This is a genomic window from Pseudomonas sp. 1 (assembly GCF_056626735.1).
Map to the genome: position 1 here is coordinate 80,541 of NZ_JBWXMQ010000014.1, position 19,579 is coordinate 100,119.

Sequence of the window (19,579 nt, forward strand, 5' to 3'; positions counted from 1 at the left end):
CTCAACCCAGCAGCGAGATGTCGGCAACGCCCAGGAACAGACCACGCAGACGCGCCAGCAGCGCGTAACGGTTGGCCCGCACGTTGGCGTCTTCGGCATTGACCATCACCGCGTCGAAGAACGCGTCCACCGGCTCGCGCAGGGCGGCCAGGCGTGCCAGCGATTCGTTGTACTGACGCGCCGCGGCCATTGGCTGTACAGCCTGGTCCGCCTGCTGGATCGCCGAGTACAGCGAGAACTCGTTGGCATTGTCGAAGTACTTGGCCTGGACTTCGGTCGGCACCGAGCCTTCCACCTTGCTCAGCAGGTTCGACACACGCTTGTTCACCGCCGCCAGCGCTGCCGCTTCCGGCAGTTTGCGGAAGGCCTGGACCGCCTGCACACGCTGGTCGAAGTCCAGCGCCGAACCCGGCTTCAGGGCACGTACCGACAGGTAGGTGGCAACGTCCACGCCTTCGTCTTCGTAACGCGCACGCAGACGGTCGAAGATGAATTCCAGCACTGCGTCGTTCAGGCCGGCAGCCTTGACCTTCGCGCCGAAGGAATTCACGGCGAACGCCACGGCATCGTTCAGATCCAGATCCAGTTGTTTTTCGATCAGGATCCGCAACACGCCCAGTGCCGCACGGCGCAGGGCATACGGGTCTTTGCTGCCGGTCGGCAGCATGCCGATGCCGAAGATGCCGACCAGAGTGTCGAGCTTGTCGGCGATGGCCACTGCTGCACCGGTCAGGGTCGCTGGCAGTTCAGCGCCGGCACCGCGTGGCATGTACTGCTCGTTCAGCGCCAGGGCGACGTCTTCCGGCTCGCCGTCATTGAGGGCGTAGTAGTAACCGGCGACACCTTGCATCTCCGGGAACTCGCCGACCATTTCGGTCGCCAGGTCGCACTTGGACAGCAGACCTGCGCGGGCAGCCCACGAAGCGTTGCCGCCGATGCGTGCGGCGATGTACGCGGCCAGTTTCGACACGCGCTCGGCCTTGTCGTAGACGCTGCCAAGTTTTTCCTGGAACACCACGTTCTGCAGGCGATCGTTGAATGCTTCGAGCTTCTGCTTCTTGTCTTGCTTGAAGAAGAACTCGGCGTCGGTCAGGCGTGGGCGAACCACTTTCTCGTTACCGGCGATGATCTGCTGCGGGTCTTTGGATTCGATGTTGGCCACGGTAATGAAACGTGGCAGCAACTTGCCGTCGGCATCCAGCAGGCAGAAGTACTTCTGGTTGTCCTGCATGGTGGTGATCAGCGCTTCCTGCGGCACGTCGAGGAAACGTTCCTCGAACGAGCACACCAGCGGCACCGGCCACTCGACCAGCGCGGTCACTTCGTCGAGCAGCGCCGGCGGCACGATCGCGGTGCCTTCCTGGCGGGTCGCCAGTTCTTCGGTGCGTTTGCTGATGATTTCGCGACGCTCGTTGGCGTCGGCCAGCACGTAAGCGGCACGCAGGTCGGCCAGGTAGCTCGACGGCGAACCGATGCGCACACTTTGCGGGTGGTGGAAACGGTGGCCACGGGACTCACGGCCAGCCTTCTGCGCGAGGATCGTGCAGTCGATGACCTGGTCGCCGAGCAGCATCACCAGCCACTGGGTCGGACGCACGAACTCTTCCTTGCGCGCACCCCAACGCATGCGTTTCGGGATCGGCAGGTCGTTCAGCGAGTCTTCGACGATGGTCGGCAGCAGGCTGGCGGTTGGTTTGCCGGCGATGTTCTGGCTGTAGCGCAATTTCGGACCGCTCTGGTCGATTTCGCTCAGCTCGACCCCACACTTCTTGGCAAAACCCAGTGCCGCTTGAGTCGGGTTGCCTTCAGCGTCGAACGCGGCCTGACGTGGCGGGCCGTCGAGGTTGATGCTGCGATCCGGCTGCTGGGTCGCCAGCGCAGTGATCAGCACGGCCAGACGACGCGGGGCGGCGTAGACGGTTTTGGTCTCGTAGTTCAGGCCAGCGGCCTGCAGGCCCTTGTCGATACCGGCCAGAAACGCTTCGGCCAGGGTGTTCAGGGCTTTGGGTGGCAGTTCTTCGGTGCCCAGTTCAACCAGAAAATCTTGAGCACTCATTGTGCAGCCTCCAGCTTGGCCAGTACTTCGTCACGCAGGTCCGGGGTTGCCATCGGGAAGCCCAGCTTGGCGCGGGCCAGCAGGTAGGCTTGGGCGACGGAACGCGCCAGGGTGCGTACGCGCAGAATGTATTGCTGACGCGCAGTCACCGAGATCGCCCGGCGTGCGTCCAGCAGGTTGAAGGTGTGCGAGGCCTTCAGGACCATTTCGTAGCTTGGCAACGGCAGCGGCTGGTCGAGTTCGATCAGGCGCTTGGCTTCGCTTTCGTAGAAATCGAACAGTTCGAACAGCTTGTCGACGTTGGCGTGTTCGAAGTTGTAAGTGGACTGCTCCACTTCGTTCTGGTGGAACACGTCGCCGTAGGTGACTCTGCCGAACGGACCGTCAGCCCAGACCAGGTCATAGACCGAATCCACGCCCTGCAGGTACATGGCCAGACGCTCCAGACCATAGGTGATCTCGCCGGTCACCGGGTAGCACTCGATGCCACCTGCCTGCTGGAAGTAAGTGAACTGGGTCACTTCCATGCCATTCAGCCAGACTTCCCAGCCCAGACCCCAGGCGCCGAGGGTCGGCGATTCCCAGTTGTCTTCGACGAAGCGGATGTCGTGGACCAGCGGGTCCAGGCCGACATGCTTGAGGGAGCCCAGGTACAGCTCCTGGAAGTTGTCCGGGTTCGGCTTCAGGACTACCTGGAACTGGTAGTAGTGCTGCAGACGGTTCGGGTTTTCGCCGTAACGGCCGTCAGTCGGACGGCGGCTTGGCTGCACGTAGGCGGCGTTCCAGGTTTCCGGGCCGATGGCACGCAGGAATGTCGCGGTGTGGAAAGTGCCGGCGCCTACTTCCATATCGTAGGGCTGAAGTACCACACAACCTTGCTCGGCCCAGTATTGCTGGAGCGCGAGGATCAAGTCTTGGAAGGTACGCACGGCTGGCGTAGGCTGGCTCACGAAATTCACCTGTTTCTTGGGCTGCGATTTAAAGAGCGGGAGTATACCCGATTCAGTCGCACCTCCACCCCCTGGAGCCTTATGCCACGCTGCTTTTGGTGCAACGAAGATCCGCTGTACATGGCTTACCACGATCAGGAGTGGGGTACGCCGCTACGCGATGCGCAGGGTTTGTTCGAGTTGCTTTTGCTCGAAGGGTTCCAGGCCGGGCTTTCGTGGATCACCGTGCTGCGCAAGCGCGAGCGATATCGCGAGGTGTTGTACGGCTTCGACGTACAACGCGTGGCGCAGATGAGCGACGCGGAAATCGACGATTTGATGCTCGATCCGGGGATCATCCGCAACCGTCTCAAGCTCAATGCCGCCCGGCGCAATGCCCAGGCGTGGCTGGAGCTGGAAGACCCGGTGGCGTTCCTCTGGTCGTTTGTGGATAACCGCCCGATCATCAATCATTTCAAGGATCGCAGTGAAGTCCCGGCCATTACCCCGCAAGCCGTGGCCATGAGCAAGGGCCTGAAAAAGGCCGGTTTCACCTTCGTCGGTCCGACCATCTGCTACGCGCTGATGCAGGCCTCGGGCATGGTCATGGATCACACGCAGGACTGCGACCGCTACGCGCAGCTCGTCAACGGCGGTTAGAATGGCCGCCTCGCGCACAGCACAAGATCAGGAGTGACCTGTGGAAAAGTTTAAAGGCGCCATGCTGGTTGGCGCTCTGCGGCTGTTTGCCCTGCTTCCGTGGCGGGCCGTGCAGGCCGTGGGTTCGGCGATCGGCTGGATCATGTGGAAAACCCCCAACCGCTCCCGGGACGTGGTGCGGATCAACCTGGCCAAATGTTTTCCACAGATGGATCCGGCCGAACGCGAGCGTCTGGTCGGCCAGACCCTGAAAGACATCGGCAAGTCTCTGACCGAAAGCGCCTGCGCCTGGATCTGGCCGGCCCAGCGCTCCATCGACCTGGTGCGCGAAGTCGAAGGCCTCGACATCCTCAAGGATGCGCTGGCGTCGGGCAAAGGCGTGGTCGGCATTACCAGCCACCTGGGCAACTGGGAAGTGCTCAACCACTTCTATTGCAGCCAGTGCAAACCGATCATTTTCTATCGTCCGCCGAAGCTCAAGGCTGTGGATGAATTGCTGCGCAAACAGCGCGTGCAACTGGGCAACAAGGTCGCCGCGTCGACCAAGGAAGGCATCCTCAGCGTCATCAAGGAAGTGCGCAAGGGCGGTCAGGTGGGGATTCCTGCGGACCCGGAGCCGGCCGAATCCGCCGGGATCTTCGTGCCGTTCTTCGCTACCCAGGCCCTGACCAGCAAGTTCGTGCCGAACATGCTTGCCGGTGGCAAGGCTGTCGGGGTGTTCCTGCATGCCCTGCGTCTGCCGGACGGTTCTGGCTACAAGGTGATCCTCGAAGCCGCGCCGCAAGCCATGTACAGCACCGACACCGAAACGTCCTGCGCGGCGATGAGCAAGGTGGTCGAGCGTTATGTGGCGGCTTATCCGAGCCAGTACATGTGGAGCATGAAACGCTTCAAGAAGCGTCCGCCGGGCGAGGCGCGCTGGTACTGATCGGCGATGGGAGATTGTGGATAACCTGACCAGGCGGGTTATCCACAGCTGTCACGGCTTCTGCCGTTCGAGCTTCTTCAGGAACACCGTCATTTCTTTCTCGGCCTGCTTGTCGCCATGGGCCCGGGCCGCCTCCAGCCCTTGTTCCCATGCCTGCCGCGCTGCCGCGTGATCACCTTGCGCCAGCTGCGCCTTGCCCAACAGTTTCCAGGCCGCCGAGTATTTCGGATCGAAGCCGACGCAACGCTGCAAATGTTCGGCAGCCTTCGCGTTCTCCCCCAGATCCAGATAACCCTTGCCCAGGCCGAAGCGCAGCAGCGAGTTATCCACACCCTTGGCGAGCATTTTCTCCAGCGATTCAATCATCGGTTCGGCTCCTGGTGGTCAGAAGAAACTCAGGCCCACGTGGAACAGTTTCTCCACATCGCGAATATGTTTTTTATCCACAAGGAACAGAATCACATGGTCACCGGCGGCGATGACCGTATCGCCGTGGGCGATGATCACTTCCTCATCACGGATGATCGCGCCGATAGTCGTGCCCGGAGGCAGTGCGATGTTTTCGATCGCCTTGCCGATGACCTTGCTCGACTTCGAATCGCCATGGGCTACCGCTTCAATGGCCTCTGCCGCGCCCCGGCGCAACGAGTGCACGCTGACGATATCGCCGCGCCGCACGTGGGCCAGCAAGGTGCCGATGGTCGCCAGTTGCGGGCTGATGGCGATGTCGATGTCACCGCCCTGGATCAGGTCGACGTAGGCCGGGTTGTTGATGATCGTCATCACCTTCTTCGCGCCCAGACGTTTGGCCAGCAGCGACGACATGATGTTGGCTTCGTCATCGTTGGTCAGCGCGAGGAAGATGTCCGCGTCGGCGATGTTCTCTTCCAGCAGCAGGTCGCGATCCGACGCGCTGCCCTGCAGCACCACGGTGCTGTCGAGGGTGTCGGAGAGGTAGCGGCAGCGCGCCGGGTTCATCTCGATGATCTTCACCTGATAGCGACTTTCGATGGCCTCGGCCAGCCGCTCGCCGATCTGCCCGCCGCCGGCAATCACGATGCGTTTGTAGCTTTCGTCTAGGCGGCGCATTTCGCTCATCACCGCGCGAATGTTCGCACGGGCGGCGATGAAGAAGACTTCGTCGTCCGCCTCAATCACCGTATCGCCCTGGGGAAGAATCGGTCGGTCACGACGGAAAATCGCGGCCACTCGGGTTTCCACATTCGGCATGTGCTCGCGCAACTGGCGCAGTTGCTGACCCACCAGCGGCCCGCCGTAGTAGGCGCGCACCGCCACCAGTTGCGCCTGGCCTTCGGCGAAATCGATCACCTGCAAGGCACCGGGGTGCTGGATCAACCGCTTGATGTAGTTGGTGACCACTTGCTCGGGACTGATCAGCACGTCGACCGGAATCGCCTCGTTCTGGAACAGTTGCTCCTCGCGGGTCAGGTACGACGCTTCGCGCACCCGGGCAATCTTGGTCGGTGTATGGAACAGGGTGTGGGCAACCTGGCACGCGACCATGTTGGTTTCGTCGCTGTTGGTCACCGCCACCAGCATGTCGGCGTCGTCGGCACCGGCCTGACGCAACACGGTCGGCAGCGAGCCACGGCCCTGCACGGTACGGATGTCGAGTCGATCGCCAAGATCGCGCAGACGGTCGCCGTCTGTGTCGACCACCGTGATGTCGTTGGCCTCGCTGGCCAGATGTTCAGCCAGCGAACCGCCGACCTGTCCCGCACCGAGGATGATGATTTTCATCCAGTCACTCCATTGAATCCGTTTAGCCGCGCGCGGCAGCGATCTTGATCAGCTTGGCGTAGTAGAACCCGTCATGCCCGCCCTGCTGGGCCAGCAATTGGCGACCATGGGGCTGCTTGATCCCGGCGGCGGTGGCCAGATCCAGCTCCCGTGCGCCCGGCGTACGCTCAAGGAAAGCGCCGATCACCTCGGTGTTCTCGGTCGGCAAGGTCGAGCAGGTGGCGTAGAGCAGGATGCCGCCCACATCGAGGGTTTTCCACATCGCGTCGAGCAACTCGCCTTGCAGTTGTGCGAGGGCGGCGATGTCGTCGGCCTGACGGGTCAACTTGATGTCCGGATGGCGGCGGATCACGCCGGTGGCCGAGCACGGCGCGTCGAGCAGGATGCGCTGGAACGGTTTGCCGTCCCACCACGCTGCCGTGTCGCGACCGTCGGCGGCGATCAGTTCGGCGTTCAGACCGAGGCGCTCGAGGTTTTCCTTCACTCGCACCAGACGTTTGGCTTCCAGGTCCACTGCCACCACGCCGGTCAGTGCCGGTTCGGCTTCGAGGATGTGGCACGTCTTGCCGCCCGGCGCGCAGCAGGCGTCCAGTACTCGCTGGCCTGGCGCGAGGTTGAGCAGATCGGCAGCCAGTTGCGCGGCTTCGTCCTGCACGCTGATCCAGCCTTCGGCGAAGCCCGGCAGGCTGCGTACATCAGCGGCGGCGTCGAGAACGATGCCGTCGCGGCTGAAGGTGCACGGCTGCGCGGCGATACCTGCTTCAGTCAGCAATCCGAGGTACGTGTCACGGCTGTGATGACGGCGGTTGACCCGCAGGATCATCGGCGGATGCGCGTTGTTCGCCTCGCAAATGGCTTCCCATTGTTCAGGCCAGAAGGCCTTCAGGGATTTTTGCAGCCAGCGCGGATGGGCGGTGCGAACCACCGGATCGCGTTCCAGTTCGGCGAAGATCGCCTCATGTTCGCGCTGGGCATTGCGCAGCACGGCGTTGAGCAGACCTTTGGCCCACGGCTTTTTCAGCTTGTCGGCGCAACCGACGGTTTCGCCGATGGCGGCGTGCGGCGGGACGCGGGTGTAAAGCAGTTGATAGAGACCGACCAGCAGCAGCGCCTCGACATCGGCGTCCGCAGTCTTGAACGGTTTCTGCAGCAGTTTTTCCGCCAGCGCCGACAAACGTGGCTGCCAGCGGGCGGTGCCGAACGCCAGGTCCTGGGTGAAACCGCGATCGCGATCTTCGACCTTGTCCAGCTGCGTCGGCAGAGAACTGTTGAGCGAAGCCTTGCCGCTCAGGACGGCGGCGAGTGCCTTGGCGGCGGCCAGACGCGGGTTCATGGCGCGTCCACCGTTGCGCCCAGCACGGTGCCGGTGGCGAATTTCTCACGACGGCTGTTGAACAGATCGCTGAAGTTCAGCGCCTTGCCGCCGGGCAATTGCAGGCGGGTCAGGCACAGTGACTGTTCGCCGCACGCGACGAGCAGGCCCTCCTTGCTGGCGCCGAGAATCGTACCCGGCGCGCCTTTGCCTTCGGCCAGTGTCGCCGCCAGCACTTTCAGCGCTTCACCGTTGAGCGTGCTGTGGGTGATCGGCCATGGATTGAAGGCGCGGACCAGACGTTCCAGCTCGACGGCCGGACGGCTCCAGTCGATGCGCGCTTCGTCCTTGTTCAGTTTGTGCGCGTAGGTGGCGAGGTCGTCGTTCTGCACTTCGCCTTCCAGGGTGCCAGCGGCCAGACCGGCAATCGCCTGCACCACGGCGGGCGGGCCCATTTCGGCGAGGCGATCGTGGAGGCTGCCGCCAGTGTCTTCGGCGCTGATCGGGGTGACGACCTTGAGCAGCATCGGACCGGTATCGAGGCCGGCTTCCATGCGCATCACGGTCACGCCGCTTTCAGCGTCGCCTGCTTCGACGGCACGCTGGATCGGCGCAGCACCGCGCCAGCGCGGCAGCAGCGAGGCGTGACTGTTGATGCAACCCAGACGCGGAATATCCAGCACCGCTTGCGGCAGGATCAGGCCGTAGGCGACCACCACCATCAAATCCGGTTTCAGCGCCGCGAGCTCGGCCTGAGCGTCGGCGTTGCGCAGGGTCGGCGGCTGCAACACCTGGATATTGTTTTCCAGGGCGAGCTGTTTGACCGGGCTCGGCATCAGTTTTTGCCCACGACCGGCCGGGCGATCCGGTTGGGTGTAGACCGCAACGATCTCGTAAGGGCTGTCCAGCAGGGCCTTGAGGTGTTCGGCGGCGAATTCCGGGGTGCCGGCAAAAACGATGCGCAGTGGCTCAGTCATGGGGGAGTCTCATAAAAAGAAAAAGGCTTGCCGCAGCAAGCCTTTGGAGAGGGGCATCAAGCGTTCTGGCGGTGCTGCTTTTCCAGTTTCTTCTTGATCCGGTCGCGTTTGAGCGTGGACAGGTAATCGACGAACAACTTGCCGTTGAGGTGGTCGCATTCGTGCTGGATGCACACCGCGAGCAGACCTTCGGCGATCAGTTCGTAAGGCTTGCCGTCACGGTCCAGAGCCTTGATCCTGACCTTCTGCGGGCGGTCGACGTTTTCGTAGAAACCCGGCACCGAGAGGCAGCCTTCCTGGTATTGCTCCATTTCGTCGGTCAGCGATTCGAACTCGGGGTTGATGAACACCCGGGGTTCGGTGCGGTCTTCGGAGAGGTCCATCACGACGATACGTTTGTGCACGTTGACCTGGGTCGCGGCAAGGCCGATGCCCGGCGCTTCATACATTGTTTCAAACATGTCATCGACCAGCTGACGCACTTCGTCGTCCACTACAGCCACAGGTTTGGCGATAGTGCGCAGACGCGGGTCCGGAAATTCGAGGATGTTCAAAATGGCCATAAGCTTGATTGCTGCACGTGTGAGGTAAAGTCGGGCGATGGCCTGGCGGGTCCGAAGATGCAGGCTACCGTTGTGAAACGTAGCTCCTTGCTTTTCAGCATAGAGCAGGGAGCGAGCCACGGGGGCTCTGGCGTTTCACGCGAACGCACATAATAAAGGGATTCACCGCATGAGGAAATCACTACTCGCCCTGCTGTTTCTGGCCTCGGCCGGCGCCGCGCACGGGCAAGTGCAACTCAAGGAAGGTTTTCCACAGCAATACACGGTGGTTTCGGGGGATACGCTCTGGGACATCTCCGGTAAATATTTGCGCGAACCCTGGCAGTGGCCGCAACTGTGGCAGGCCAATCCGCAGATCGAAAACCCCAATCTGATCTATCCCGGCGACACGCTGACGCTCAGCTACGTCAACGGCCAGCCGCGTCTGACCGTCAATCGCGGCGAGTCGCGCGGCACCATCAAGTTGTCGCCGCGCATCCGCACCAGTCCGGTCGCGGAGGCGATTCCGAGCATTCCGCTCAAATCGATCAACAGCTTTCTGCTGAGCAACCGCATCGTCGACAAGGTCGAGGACTTCGACAAGGCGCCGTACATCGTCGCCGGCGATGCCGAACGGGTGCTCAGCGGCACTGGCGACCGGATCTTCGCCCGTGGCCATTTCGACCCGAGCCAGTCGGTCTACGGCATCTTCCGCCAGGGCAAGGTTTATACCGATCCGCAGAGCAAGGAGTTTCTGGGGATCAACGCCGACGACATCGGCGGCGGTGAAATCGTTGCCACTGAAGGCGATGTCGCCACCCTCGCTCTGCAACGCACGACCCAGGAAGTACGCCTCGGCGACCGTTTGTTCAGCGGCGAAGAGCGTTCGATCAACTCGACCTTCATGCCCAGCGCGCCCGCCGCCGACATCAACGGCCTGATCATCGATGTGCCGCGCGGCGTCACGCAGATCGGCGCGATGGACGTGGTGACCCTGAACAAAGGCAAACGCGACGGCCTGGCGGAGGGCAACGTCCTGGTGGTGATGAAAACCGGGGAAACCGTACGTGACCGCATCACCGGCCAGCCGCTGAAAATCCCCGATGAACGCGCCGGATTGCTGATGGTGTTCCGCACCTACGACAAACTCAGTTACGGCCTCGTGCTGAACGCATCGCGCTCGCTGGCGGTGCTGGACAAGGTGCGAAATCCTTAGCTGGCTTCACAAGTTACCAACAGAGTTATCCACAGCTTGTTCCGAAAGGTTCGGGCCTTATAACGATCAAGGATGATCCATGATGATGCCTGACTCGTCGCCGGTTTCCCCGGCGGAACTGGAAGCGCGCCTGCGCCTGCACCGCTTGCCGGAAATCGGTCCCAAGCGTTTTACCAAATTGCTCGAAGCTTTCGGCTCGGCCTCGAAGGCGATTAGTGCGCCCGCCAGCGCCTGGCGCTCGCTGGGTTTGCCGATGGCTTGCGTCGAGGCCCGACGCTGCCCTGACGTTCGCGACGGTGCCAGTCATGCATTGCGCTGGCTAGAGCGTCCGGATCAACATTTGCTGATGTGGGATCACCCGGATTACCCAGCCTTGCTGGCGCAGATTCCCGACCCGCCACCCTTGCTGTTCGTCGCTGGCGACCCCCGGATTCTGGAAAAACCGCAACTGGCGATGGTCGGCAGTCGCCGCGCTTCCCGTCCGGGCATGGACACTGCCGCTGCATTTTCCCGCAGCCTGGCCGGCGCCGGTTTTGTCATCACCAGTGGCTTGGCGCTGGGCATTGATGCGGCCGCGCATCAAGCCGCCGTCGACGTCGGCGGGCAAACGGTCGGTGTGCTCGGTACGGGTCTGGAAAACTTTTATCCACAGCGCAACCGTCGGTTGGCGGACGCGATGATTGCATCCGGCAGTGCAGTGCTTTCGGAATTTCCTCTGGATGTCGGGCCAACGCCGAGCAACTTCCCCAGACGCAACCGGATCATCAGCGGTTTGTCCCTCGGCGTGCTGGTGGTCGAGGCCAGTGTCGCCAGCGGCTCTTTAATCACCGCGCGGCTGGCTGCGGAACAGGGGCGCGAGGTGTACGCCATTCCGGGTTCGATCCACCACCCCGGCGCCCGGGGCTGTCATCAACTGATCCGTGACGGGGCGGTGCTGGTGGAAACCATCGAGCACATTCTCGAAGCCCTGCGCGGCTGGCAGCAGTTGCCGCTGTCCGCCTCCGCACCGGATCCCGATCATCCTCTGCTGGATCTGTTGCGCGCGGCGCCGCACACCAGCGAGGGTCTGGCCGACAGCAGTGGCTGGGCGTTACCCAAAGTCCTGGCGGCATTGTCCGAACTGGAGATGGATGGTAGCGCCGTGTGCGAAAACGGCCGCTGGTTTGCGCGCATAAGCTAGGTTTTACATTGAAGATCGGTAAACTGCGCGAAACCTGTTTGCGGAGAGTTTTTCATGGTCAACAGTTGGCGGGTGCAACAAGCCGCACGAGAGATTCGCGCCGGGGCGGTGATTGCCTATCCAACCGAAGCCGTCTGGGGGCTGGGGTGCGATCCTTGGAATGAAGAAGCGGTGGATCGTCTGTTGGCGATCAAGAACCGTTCGGTGGACAAGGGCTTGATCCTGGTCGCCGACAACATTCGTCAGTTCGATTTTCTGTTCGAGGATTTCCCCCAGGACTGGATCGATCGCATGGCCAGCACCTGGCCGGGCCCGAACACCTGGCTGGTGCCGCATCAGAACCTGTTGCCGGAGTGGGTGACCGGGGTGCATGACACCGTGGCATTGCGAGTCAGCGATCATCCGCAGGTGCGGGATCTGTGCTCGCTGGTGGGGCCGTTGATTTCGACGTCGGCGAATCCGCAGGGGCGGCCGGCAGCGAAAAGTCGCTTGCGGGTCGAGCAGTATTTCCGTGGTCAGGTCGATCTGGTGCTCGGCGGAGCGCTGGGCGGTCGCAAGAACCCGAGCCTGATTCGGGATCTGGCCACTGGCAATATCGTGCGTCCGGGCTGATATCACCCCTGATTAATTTCGTGAGTACTCCTCGGCTTTCATGGCGAGGGGTACTACGCTTGCCCGCGATTTTTCCCTCATGTAGCTGTAGTTATAGTCCGGTTTTTTGTTCGATTTTTTCCCTTCTACGTCAGATGAATCCGTAAGTATTAAATTGTTGTAATTTTTCCGACGTTATTCTCAGAAGCCACACAGTGGCGATTTTTCTAAAACCATTCATTATTTCAATGCGCTCAGAAAACTTCGAAAAGTTAACGGCTGCGGAGAAGAAATGGATATCAGGGATTCGCAATTAACGGATTATTTTCAGGAGATTCAGACGACCTTTAAAAGGCGTCATGAAAATTATCGCATCGTTATTCTTGAAGCAGGATCGGATACACGAGAGTTTGAACGGTTTGTTTCCCGTCATTTTAGGTTGCGATTGCAACACTACATGCTGACACCCAAAGCCAGATTACTTGAAACACGTCTGGCGATTATCTCGCGCAGTACCCACTTTTTGTTGTATCAGCACGACAGGCCCACGGCGGTATTGCGCGTGACCCCCGGGCCGTTCGAATGGGCTTCACTGACGCAGCTGCAACTATCCCCTGCCACGACGCTGTCGCGCCATGTCGAGTTCAGCCGCTTGATCAGCCACTCGCAAACGCAGTTCCCCGTGTCGATCAACGGCCTGCTGGCGGCTGCCACGGAATGGGCGATCAAGCGGGGTTATGAAGGGGTCACCGCGCTCTGCCGATCACCGCAACGGCGATTGTTCCAGCGTTTCGGCCTGACGCCCATTACCACCAACGCCCTGCGCATCGAACAGCGCCAGCGCGGCGATTACTGGCTGCTCTCGGCTCAATGGCCGCAAATCCTCACAGCACTTCAACAGTCTGCCCACCTGCTCGCCAACCCATTGGAGAACCCGGTTGATGAACTCGCCTCTCAGTTTTGAACAACAACTAAGCCTGCTCGATGAGCGAATCGAAAAGACATGGGCCGATATTCTGGAAAGTTCGCGACTGATAAAAGCCATACGTGAAGGCAGTGTTTCAAAAGCCTTGTACGCGATCTACATGATCCAGACTTTTCACTACACGGCACACAATGCACGAAATCAGGGATTGGTCGGAGTCCGACATGCGGATAATCCGGTGTATGCCAAGTTTTGCTTTGAACATGCGGCACAAGAAGTCGGCCATGAAAAAATGGCGCTGCATGATGTCATGAGTCTTGGTTTGAAGAATGAGGTGTTCGATATTCCGCCTGCACTTCCAGCTACGGATGTATTGATCGCCTACTTATACTGGATTTCCTTTACCGGTAATCCGCTACAACGGCTTGGTTATAGTTATTGGGCAGAGAACGCTTACCAGTTCATTACTCCGTTGATTAACAGCCTGAGTGAAGTTCTGGAACTGAAGCCCGCTCAGCTGACGTTCTTCATTGCGCATTCCGACATTGATGTCGAGCACTTCAATGAAATCAAACTCATGCTGCAACGCACCTGCAAGCGACAGGAAGACTGGGATGCGATCAGCACTGTCATGGAAACCAGCCTGCGTCTGACCGGCAACATGCTCGAGGCGGTTTATGAGCAGTTCGAGGCCTGGCAAAACGGGCTGGCGCCTCGCTATGACTTCCTTCACGCCGTGGACAACCAATGAAGTCTGGCCGCCCTTGTTCCAATCAGACGGCTGGAGGCAGACATGGCTGATTATTTCGACCGGCTCAACTACACGCTGGGGGATGAAGACACTGCACTCGAGTACGCGATCCTGCCCAGACATGCCGGGCACGTGCTGGGTATTGCCGGATGCGGCGGCCGGATGTTGCCGTTGCTGGCCGCCGCTCCGTCACGCATGACCTGTACCGATATCAGTGCGCCGCAACTGGCGTTCAGCCGGTTGCGTTTTGCCCTGCTGGAACAGACCGATCACGAGTCGTTCATGGCGTTCATGGGCTATCGAATGGAAAGCCTGAGGTCGCAACGCCAATCCATTTTCCAGCAACTGGTTTTACCGCCGGCGGATCGTCGCTGGTTGTTCGCGCTGTTCCAGTCCCGGCACTGGGAAGCGCCGATTTACATGGGTGCATTCGAGCAAACCTTGAAGCGGTTGGCGAGGATCACCGGACTGTTTACCGGCAAGGCTGGCCGAGGCATTTTTCATTCAAGCCGGCTTGACGAACAGACGGAATATTACCGAAACCGCTTTCCACTCAAGCGCTGGAAAGCCGTGGTCGCTTTGCTGGGGAACGCAGCAGTGCTCAATTCGCTGCTGTACAAGGGCGCGTTTCCACCCAACAACCTGGGGATCAGTTCCCGCGCGGCGTATCTGGAAATTTTTCATACGTTGTTCACCACTCAGGTGATCCGCGAGAGCTTTTTCCTGCAAATGCTGTTTTTCGGTGAGCTGCGTTATCCACAAGGCTTTCCGCTGGAGTGCGATCCGGCAATTTTCCAGCGGGCCCGCGAGGGACTTCAGCAGTGCGAGTTACGCGTGGTGCAGGCCGACATCCTCGACTGTGCCGCCGGGGAAACAGCCATCGATTTCGTATCGCTGTCGGACGTGCCTTCCTTCATGTCCGCAGCGGCCGGCAAGAACGTTTTACAGCGCCTGGCACCGTCCCTGTCGGAAAACGCACAGGTGGTCATGCGGGGGCATTTGCATGTGGTGCGACCCGATTGCGCAGGTTTCTGCGATATCACCCAGCAGTACCAGGCAGACATTGCGCGAGAAAAAACCCAGCTCTGGCGAGTCCAGGTCTATCGCCGTACTCCCTCTTTGCAGGTATCCCGATGAACACTTTTCAACCGACCGTCAATTGGGTCAAAAACCGTGTCCGGCAAGCGCGTGACGATCAGCAGCAATTGTTCGATGCCGGACTCAATGGTCTGAAATTGGCCAAACGTGAAGGCAAAGAGATCGAACTCGAGAGTGGCGAACGGCTGACCGAGTTTCTTTCCTGCTCTTATCTGGGACTGGAGTGTGACCCTCGCTTGATTCAAGGAGCGGTGAGCGCCTCGGAGTCCTTCGGCGTGCAGTTCGCCGCCGCACGAACCCGAGCGCTGTTGCCGCCCATGCGTGAACTGGATGAACTGCTGAACCGGATATTTCAGGGACATACAGTCACCTTCAACTCGGTGGGCAGTGCGCATCTTGGCTGTTTGCCGCTGCTCGGCTCCGGCGAGATGCCCTCGTATCCCATGCGTCGAGGCCCTTGCTGGATTGTTGACCGTGCCGCTCACGCTTCGATGCAAGTGCTGCAAGGCATTCTCTGGCAGTTCGGGCCGATCCAGCGCCGTGACTGCAGCGATATAGAACAGGTGGAGGAAGCGTGTTCAACGGCCGTCGCAGCGGGTAATACGCCCATCATTCTGACGGACAGCATCGGCTCGATGCGCGGTGTATACCCGGTCAGTCGCCTGCTGCAACTGGCGGAGCGTTTCGACGGTTATCTCTATGCGGATGACGCCCACGGTACCTCGATCCATGGTTTCGCCGGAGGTGGTTACGCGCTGGATGCGGCGGGTGACCGATATCGTGGCCGGTTGATACTCCTGTCATCGCTGTCCAAGGCGTTCGGTGCAACCGGCGGGGCAATCACTGTGCGCACCGAAGCCGATGCCGAAATAATTCGGCGCCATGCGTCGACCTATACGTTTGGCGGGCCACTGTCTGTTGGCGGAGTGGGCGCGGCAGTTGCCTCGGGGAAAATTCATTTGTCGCCGGAGTTGGGGCAATTGCAGGTGGCGCTGTGGAAAAATATCGCCACGATCGACCGTTTGCTGGGGCCAGGGCTGGGTAATCATCACGTCGCGTCCCCCATTCGATTCGTCCGCGTCGGGGCCGAGAGAGATGCGATCAGCCTGGCGCAGCATTTGCGTCGGCAGGGCATGGCGGTCACTACCGCGCTGTTTCCGGTGGTGGCGAAAGGCGAGGCAATTTTGCGTCTGGCCATCAGCGCGAGCCACAGTCAGCGCCAGCTGGAATGTCTGGCGAACGCCGTCCGTAGCGGATTCGATGAGCTGGGCATTCGTCAGGGAAGGCGCGGCAATGAGCAATGAATCGATAACGGATATATCGGCCGAGGCCTTCGCTCGCAAATTGGCTCACGCGCGTTCGCTGCCTTGGTTCCTTGCGTTGTACCCGCGAATCCTGGAAGTGCAGGGATTGGCCGATCAGCATCGGTTGCCGGTTCTGGCGGTGGAAGACGAGTTCGGCGGGGCCCTGTTTTCCGCGCTCGGTGACGCTTCTCATCGAGCACCGGGCGGTGGACTGACCCTGACCTCGGGAGGCAGTACCGGCAGTCGCAAACAGATCACCCATTCCTGGGCGTTCAACGCTGCAATCGTGCACTTGGGGGCACGGATGTTCGGTGCGATGGACGAACGCCCTGAGGTGGTCATCAACTGCCTGACTGCCGGAGAAATGCAGGGAGCCTTTCAGTACGCGTCAGCCATCGTCCAGCACATTGGCGCACGCTTGTTGCCTGCCGGTTCACAAATGGGCGTGGAACGCATCGCCGAGCTGATTGAGGCACACAAGGCCGATGCGTTGATATGCACTCCCTCCTTCGCCGCCGCGTTGTTCAATCATGACGCAGCCCGGTTGGGCACCCTGAAGTGGCTTTATTACATCGGAGAACCCTGCAGTAAAACGCTGCGCGACCAGTTGGCCCGGGACTGGCCGATGCTCAATATTCGCTCGTTGGGCTACAGCTCGACGGAGACCGGCCCCATCGGTTTTCAGTGTGCCCATCTGGAGCACGGCTTTTATCATCTGCATGCCGACGCCATGCTGCTCGAGGTGGTTGATCCTCTGACCCTGAACGCTGTGGCTGAAGAGCAAACCGGTGAGTTTCTGCTGACGCCACTGCTGCCCGATCACGTTCCGCTGTTGCGCTACCGGATCGGGGATCGTGGGCGAATCCTGCGCACAGGGACGACGTGTGCCTGTGGCAGCTCCCTGCCGGTGCTGGCGCTGGAGGGGCGGGTCGAGACTTCGATCAAACTGGGTGGCGCGCTCGTCACTCAGTCACAGGTATTGCACGTACTCCGGCAACTTTTACCGCAGTTGCAGGCCACCGATGTCCAGGTGCAGATTGATCGACAGCCCGAGGGCGCACGCATGCGTCTGGTCCTCGCTGAGGACACACTGACAGCCGACACCCGAAGCGTCATTGAAGGTGCGTTGCAGGTCGAAGGGCAGGCCAGCGGATTGCTCAGGCTGCCCGGGGTGTTGGGGCTTGAGGTGAAGCGTCTTGCCCGTCAGGAATTCGAAACCACCCTGGCCGGCAAGACGCCGTTTTTTATGACGCTGGAACAGACCCCGGCACTGTCATGACGATATGCAGAGGCCATAGGCGGTCAGGGCAGCAGGATAGTGGAGCCCGTGGTGCGCCGCGCGGACAGCTCGGTTTGCGCTTTCGCCGCGTCAGCCAGCGGATAACGCTGGCTGATATCCACTTTCAGCTTGCCGCTGGCGATCATCCCGAACAGCTCGTCGGCCATGCGCTGCAGGTTCTCGGCGTTGTTGGCGTAGGTCGCCAGGGTCGGCCGGGTGACGTACAACGAGCCTTTCGCCGCCAGAATCCCCAGATTCACGCCGTCCACCGCGCCCGACGCATTGCCGAAGCTCACCAACAGGCCACGGGGCGCCACGCTGTCCAGCGAGGCCAGCCAGGTGTCCTTGCCGACGCCGTCGTAGACGACCGGGACTTTTTTCCCGTCGGTCAATTCCAGCACCCGTTGGGCAACGTTTTCGTGGCTGTAGTCGATGGTTTCCCAGGCGCCATGGGCCTTGGCCAGATCGGCTTTGGCTTGCGAGCTGACGGTGCCGATCAGCTTCACGCCCAGGGCCTTGGCCCATTGGCAGGCGAGCAAGCCGACGCCGCCGGCCGCTGCGTGGAACAAAATGGTTTCGCCACCCTTGAGTTCATAGGTCTGGCGCAGCAGGTATTGCACGGTCAGGCCCTTGAGCATCACGCCAGCGGCGGTTTCGAAGCTGATGGCGTCCGGCAGGTGCACCAGATTCGCTTCCGGCAGGACGTGGACATCGCTGTACGCGCCCAGCGGGCCGCTGCCATAAGCCACACGATCACCGACCTTGAACCGGGTGACCTCGCTGCCCACCGCCTCGACGATGCCGGCGCCTTCCGCACCTACGCCCGACGGCAAGGCCGGTGGCGTGTACAGACCGCTGCGGTAGTAGGTGTCGATGAAGTTCAGGCCGACGGCCTTGTTGCTCACGCGAACCTGCTGCGGACCGGGTTCGGCGGGTTGATAGTCAACGTACTCGAGCACTTCGGGGCCGCCGTGGGCGCGGAACTGGATTCGCTTGGCCATCTGCCTACTCCTTGGGTGATTCGGGAAGGCCCCTATCGAACGCTCATGCTTGATCTTCGTCAACTGCGGCGTGCCGGTTTGCGATGGTATGCTACGCGCCCATTTGCGCGGGGGGCCGCGCAGTTCCGCCCGATCCAAGGTGAAGCCATGACGACCCGCACCGACGCCGTAAAGGCCTATCTGCTCGACCTGCAAGACCGCATCTGCGCCGCGCTGGAAACTGAAGACGGCGGCACGCGCTTCGTCGAAGACGCCTGGACCCGTCCGGCCGGCGGTGGCGGTCGAACCCGAGTGATCGAGAACGGTACGGTGATCGAAAAGGGCGGCGTCAACTTTTCCCACGTATTCGGCAGTGGCCTGCCACCGTCTGCCAGCGCCCATCGTCCGGAACTGGCCGGGCGTGGTTTTGAAGCCCTCGGCGTGTCGCTGGTGATCCACCCGCACAACCCGCATGTGCCGACGTCCCACGCCAACGTGCGCTTTTTCATCGCCGAGAAGGAAGGTGAAGAACCGGTCTGGTGGTTCGGCGGTGGCTTCGACCTGACCCCTTACTACGGCAACGAAGAAGACTGCATTCACTGGCACCGCGTCGCCGAACAGGCCTGCGCGCCGTTCGGTCCGGACGTCTACCCGCGCTACAAGGCCTGGTGCGACACCTATTTCCACATCAAGCATCGCCACGAGCCGCGTGGCATCGGCGGCCTGTTCTTCGACGACCTGAACGAGTGGGACTTCGACACCAGTTTCGCCTTCATGCGCGCCATCGGCGATGCGTACATCGACGCTTACCTGCCGATCGTGCAGCGCCGCAAGAACGACGCCTTCACCGCCAAGCAGCGCGAGTTCCAGGAATTCCGTCGCGGCCGCTACGTCGAGTTCAACCTGGTTTACGACCGTGGCACCCTGTTCGGCCTGCAATCGGGCGGGCGCACCGAATCGATCCTGATGTCGCTGCCGCCGCAAGTGCGCTGGGCCTACGACTGGAAAGCCGAGCCGGGCAGCGAAGAAGCGCGCCTGACCGAGTACTTCCTGCAAGACCGCGACTGGCTGGCTCAGGCCTGAGGACTTC

19 protein-coding genes are annotated in these 19,579 nt (G+C 61.0%); 11 read left to right on the top strand and 8 right to left on the bottom strand.

The window, feature by feature from the left end; all coding sequences use genetic code 11:
• Position 1 precedes the first annotated feature (1 nt).
• Positions 2-2,056, bottom strand: coding sequence for a glycine--tRNA ligase subunit beta (gene glyS / locus AC1MDC_RS20780; protein WP_085696617.1), 2,055 nt, complete (start codon positions 2,054-2,056; stop codon positions 2-4).
• Complete coding sequence (gene glyQ / locus AC1MDC_RS20785) at positions 2,053-3,006, bottom strand: glycine--tRNA ligase subunit alpha (RefSeq protein ID WP_085696941.1); 954 nt, start codon at positions 3,004-3,006, stop codon at positions 2,053-2,055. The genes glyS and glyQ overlap by 4 nt, the downstream gene beginning before the upstream one ends.
• 81 nt (positions 3,007-3,087) lie before the next feature.
• Between glyQ and tag the strand changes: the two genes are divergently transcribed.
• Both tag and AC1MDC_RS20795 read left to right on the top strand, forming a co-directional pair.
• Entirely contained in the window at positions 3,088-3,645 is a 558-nt protein-coding gene (gene tag, locus AC1MDC_RS20790) for a DNA-3-methyladenine glycosylase I (RefSeq protein ID WP_085696615.1), read from the top strand.
• Positions 3,646-3,685: 40 nt separating this feature from the next.
• The gene (locus AC1MDC_RS20795) at positions 3,686-4,573 is read left to right on the top strand and encodes a lysophospholipid acyltransferase (protein WP_085702241.1); all 888 of its coding nucleotides are present in this window, start codon (positions 3,686-3,688) and stop codon (positions 4,571-4,573) included.
• Positions 4,574-4,624: 51 nt separating this feature from the next.
• Here the strand turns inward: AC1MDC_RS20795 and AC1MDC_RS20800 are convergent, their stop codons facing one another.
• Genes AC1MDC_RS20800 through def form a run of 5 tightly spaced genes read right to left on the bottom strand, consistent with a single transcriptional unit; the run spans position 4,625 to position 9,186 of the window.
• Complete coding sequence (locus AC1MDC_RS20800; RefSeq protein ID WP_085696612.1) at positions 4,625-4,939, bottom strand: tetratricopeptide repeat protein; 315 nt, start codon at positions 4,937-4,939, stop codon at positions 4,625-4,627.
• A gap of 18 nt (positions 4,940-4,957) precedes the next feature.
• Positions 4,958-6,334 (bottom strand): Trk system potassium transporter TrkA, encoded by a 1,377-nt coding sequence (gene trkA, locus AC1MDC_RS20805; protein ID WP_085696610.1) that lies wholly within the window; start codon positions 6,332-6,334, stop codon positions 4,958-4,960.
• A 22-nt stretch (positions 6,335-6,356) separates the two neighbouring features.
• Positions 6,357-7,667, bottom strand: a complete 1,311-nt coding sequence (gene rsmB / locus AC1MDC_RS20810; RefSeq protein WP_480393581.1) for a 16S rRNA (cytosine(967)-C(5))-methyltransferase RsmB — start codon at positions 7,665-7,667, stop codon at positions 6,357-6,359.
• Positions 7,664-8,623, bottom strand: a complete 960-nt coding sequence (gene fmt / locus AC1MDC_RS20815; RefSeq protein ID WP_480393582.1) for a methionyl-tRNA formyltransferase — start codon at positions 8,621-8,623, stop codon at positions 7,664-7,666. Before fmt ends, rsmB begins: the two co-directional genes overlap by 4 nt.
• 56 nt (positions 8,624-8,679) lie before the next feature.
• On the bottom strand, positions 8,680-9,186 hold the full coding sequence (gene def, locus AC1MDC_RS20820) for a peptide deformylase (protein ID WP_085696605.1): 507 nt from the start codon (positions 9,184-9,186) through the stop codon (positions 8,680-8,682).
• Between the two features lie 169 nt (positions 9,187-9,355).
• Here def and AC1MDC_RS20825 point away from each other — a divergent pair, with 169 nt between their 5' ends.
• From AC1MDC_RS20825 to AC1MDC_RS20860, 8 genes are all read left to right on the top strand, one after another.
• The gene (locus AC1MDC_RS20825) at positions 9,356-10,381 is read left to right on the top strand and encodes a LysM peptidoglycan-binding domain-containing protein (protein ID WP_085696603.1); all 1,026 of its coding nucleotides are present in this window, start codon (positions 9,356-9,358) and stop codon (positions 10,379-10,381) included.
• 79 nt (positions 10,382-10,460) lie between these two features.
• The gene (gene dprA / locus AC1MDC_RS20830; RefSeq protein ID WP_480393583.1) at positions 10,461-11,561 is read left to right on the top strand and encodes a DNA-processing protein DprA; all 1,101 of its coding nucleotides are present in this window, start codon (positions 10,461-10,463) and stop codon (positions 11,559-11,561) included.
• Positions 11,562-11,615: 54 nt separating this feature from the next.
• Complete coding sequence (gene tsaC / locus AC1MDC_RS20835) at positions 11,616-12,173, top strand: L-threonylcarbamoyladenylate synthase type 1 TsaC (protein ID WP_085696600.1); 558 nt, start codon at positions 11,616-11,618, stop codon at positions 12,171-12,173.
• Between the two features lie 271 nt (positions 12,174-12,444).
• Entirely contained in the window at positions 12,445-13,116 is a 672-nt protein-coding gene (locus AC1MDC_RS20840; protein WP_480393584.1) for a hypothetical protein, read from the top strand.
• Complete coding sequence (locus tag AC1MDC_RS20845) at positions 13,094-13,828, top strand: iron-containing redox enzyme family protein (RefSeq protein WP_085696597.1); 735 nt, start codon at positions 13,094-13,096, stop codon at positions 13,826-13,828. The genes AC1MDC_RS20840 and AC1MDC_RS20845 overlap by 23 nt, the downstream gene beginning before the upstream one ends.
• Positions 13,829-13,870: 42 nt before the next feature.
• Positions 13,871-14,965, top strand: a complete 1,095-nt coding sequence (locus tag AC1MDC_RS20850; protein ID WP_085702237.1) for a DUF3419 family protein — start codon at positions 13,871-13,873, stop codon at positions 14,963-14,965.
• Complete coding sequence (locus tag AC1MDC_RS20855) at positions 14,962-16,230, top strand: aminotransferase class I/II-fold pyridoxal phosphate-dependent enzyme (RefSeq protein WP_480393585.1); 1,269 nt, start codon at positions 14,962-14,964, stop codon at positions 16,228-16,230. Before AC1MDC_RS20850 ends, AC1MDC_RS20855 begins: the two co-directional genes overlap by 4 nt.
• Positions 16,220-17,509 carry a phenylacetate--CoA ligase family protein gene (locus AC1MDC_RS20860; protein ID WP_480393586.1) on the top strand — a complete coding sequence of 430 codons (1,290 nt, stop codon included), beginning with the start codon at positions 16,220-16,222 and terminating at the stop codon, positions 17,507-17,509. Before AC1MDC_RS20855 ends, AC1MDC_RS20860 begins: the two co-directional genes overlap by 11 nt.
• 23 nt (positions 17,510-17,532) lie before the next feature.
• On the opposite strand, the gene AC1MDC_RS20865 is transcribed toward AC1MDC_RS20860, so the two are convergent.
• The gene (locus tag AC1MDC_RS20865; protein ID WP_480393587.1) at positions 17,533-18,510 is read right to left on the bottom strand and encodes an NADPH:quinone reductase; all 978 of its coding nucleotides are present in this window, start codon (positions 18,508-18,510) and stop codon (positions 17,533-17,535) included.
• Positions 18,511-18,657: 147 nt separating this feature from the next.
• Here AC1MDC_RS20865 and hemF point away from each other — a divergent pair, with 147 nt between their 5' ends.
• Positions 18,658-19,572, top strand: a complete 915-nt coding sequence (gene hemF, locus AC1MDC_RS20870) for an oxygen-dependent coproporphyrinogen oxidase (RefSeq protein ID WP_007954079.1) — start codon at positions 18,658-18,660, stop codon at positions 19,570-19,572.
• The last annotated feature ends 7 nt before the right edge of the window (positions 19,573-19,579 follow it).

What these genes read in the sequence shown, in the direction of transcription:
- glyS (WP_085696617.1), bottom strand. Translation starts at nt 2,056, where the DNA reads ATGAGTGCTCAAGATTTTCTGGTTGAACTGGGCACCGAAGAACTGCCA.
- tag (WP_085696615.1), top strand. Translation starts at nt 3,088, where the DNA reads ATGCCACGCTGCTTTTGGTGCAACGAAGATCCGCTGTACATGGCTTAC.
- AC1MDC_RS20800 (WP_085696612.1), bottom strand. Translation starts at nt 4,939, where the DNA reads ATGATTGAATCGCTGGAGAAAATGCTCGCCAAGGGTGTGGATAACTCG.
- trkA (WP_085696610.1), bottom strand. Translation starts at nt 6,334, where the DNA reads ATGAAAATCATCATCCTCGGTGCGGGACAGGTCGGCGGTTCGCTGGCT.
- rsmB (WP_480393581.1), bottom strand. Translation starts at nt 7,667, where the DNA reads ATGAACCCGCGTCTGGCCGCCGCCAAGGCACTCGCCGCCGTCCTGAGC.
- fmt (WP_480393582.1), bottom strand. Translation starts at nt 8,623, where the DNA reads ATGACTGAGCCACTGCGCATCGTTTTTGCCGGCACCCCGGAATTCGCC.
- def (WP_085696605.1), bottom strand. Translation starts at nt 9,186, where the DNA reads ATGGCCATTTTGAACATCCTCGAATTTCCGGACCCGCGTCTGCGCACT.
- AC1MDC_RS20825 (WP_085696603.1), top strand. Translation starts at nt 9,356, where the DNA reads ATGAGGAAATCACTACTCGCCCTGCTGTTTCTGGCCTCGGCCGGCGCC.
- dprA (WP_480393583.1), top strand. Translation starts at nt 10,461, where the DNA reads ATGATGATGCCTGACTCGTCGCCGGTTTCCCCGGCGGAACTGGAAGCG.
- tsaC (WP_085696600.1), top strand. Translation starts at nt 11,616, where the DNA reads ATGGTCAACAGTTGGCGGGTGCAACAAGCCGCACGAGAGATTCGCGCC.
- AC1MDC_RS20840 (WP_480393584.1), top strand. Translation starts at nt 12,445, where the DNA reads ATGGATATCAGGGATTCGCAATTAACGGATTATTTTCAGGAGATTCAG.
- AC1MDC_RS20845 (WP_085696597.1), top strand. Translation starts at nt 13,094, where the DNA reads ATGAACTCGCCTCTCAGTTTTGAACAACAACTAAGCCTGCTCGATGAG.
- AC1MDC_RS20850 (WP_085702237.1), top strand. Translation starts at nt 13,871, where the DNA reads ATGGCTGATTATTTCGACCGGCTCAACTACACGCTGGGGGATGAAGAC.
- AC1MDC_RS20855 (WP_480393585.1), top strand. Translation starts at nt 14,962, where the DNA reads ATGAACACTTTTCAACCGACCGTCAATTGGGTCAAAAACCGTGTCCGG.
- AC1MDC_RS20860 (WP_480393586.1), top strand. Translation starts at nt 16,220, where the DNA reads ATGAGCAATGAATCGATAACGGATATATCGGCCGAGGCCTTCGCTCGC.
- AC1MDC_RS20865 (WP_480393587.1), bottom strand. Translation starts at nt 18,510, where the DNA reads ATGGCCAAGCGAATCCAGTTCCGCGCCCACGGCGGCCCCGAAGTGCTC.
- hemF (WP_007954079.1), top strand. Translation starts at nt 18,658, where the DNA reads ATGACGACCCGCACCGACGCCGTAAAGGCCTATCTGCTCGACCTGCAA.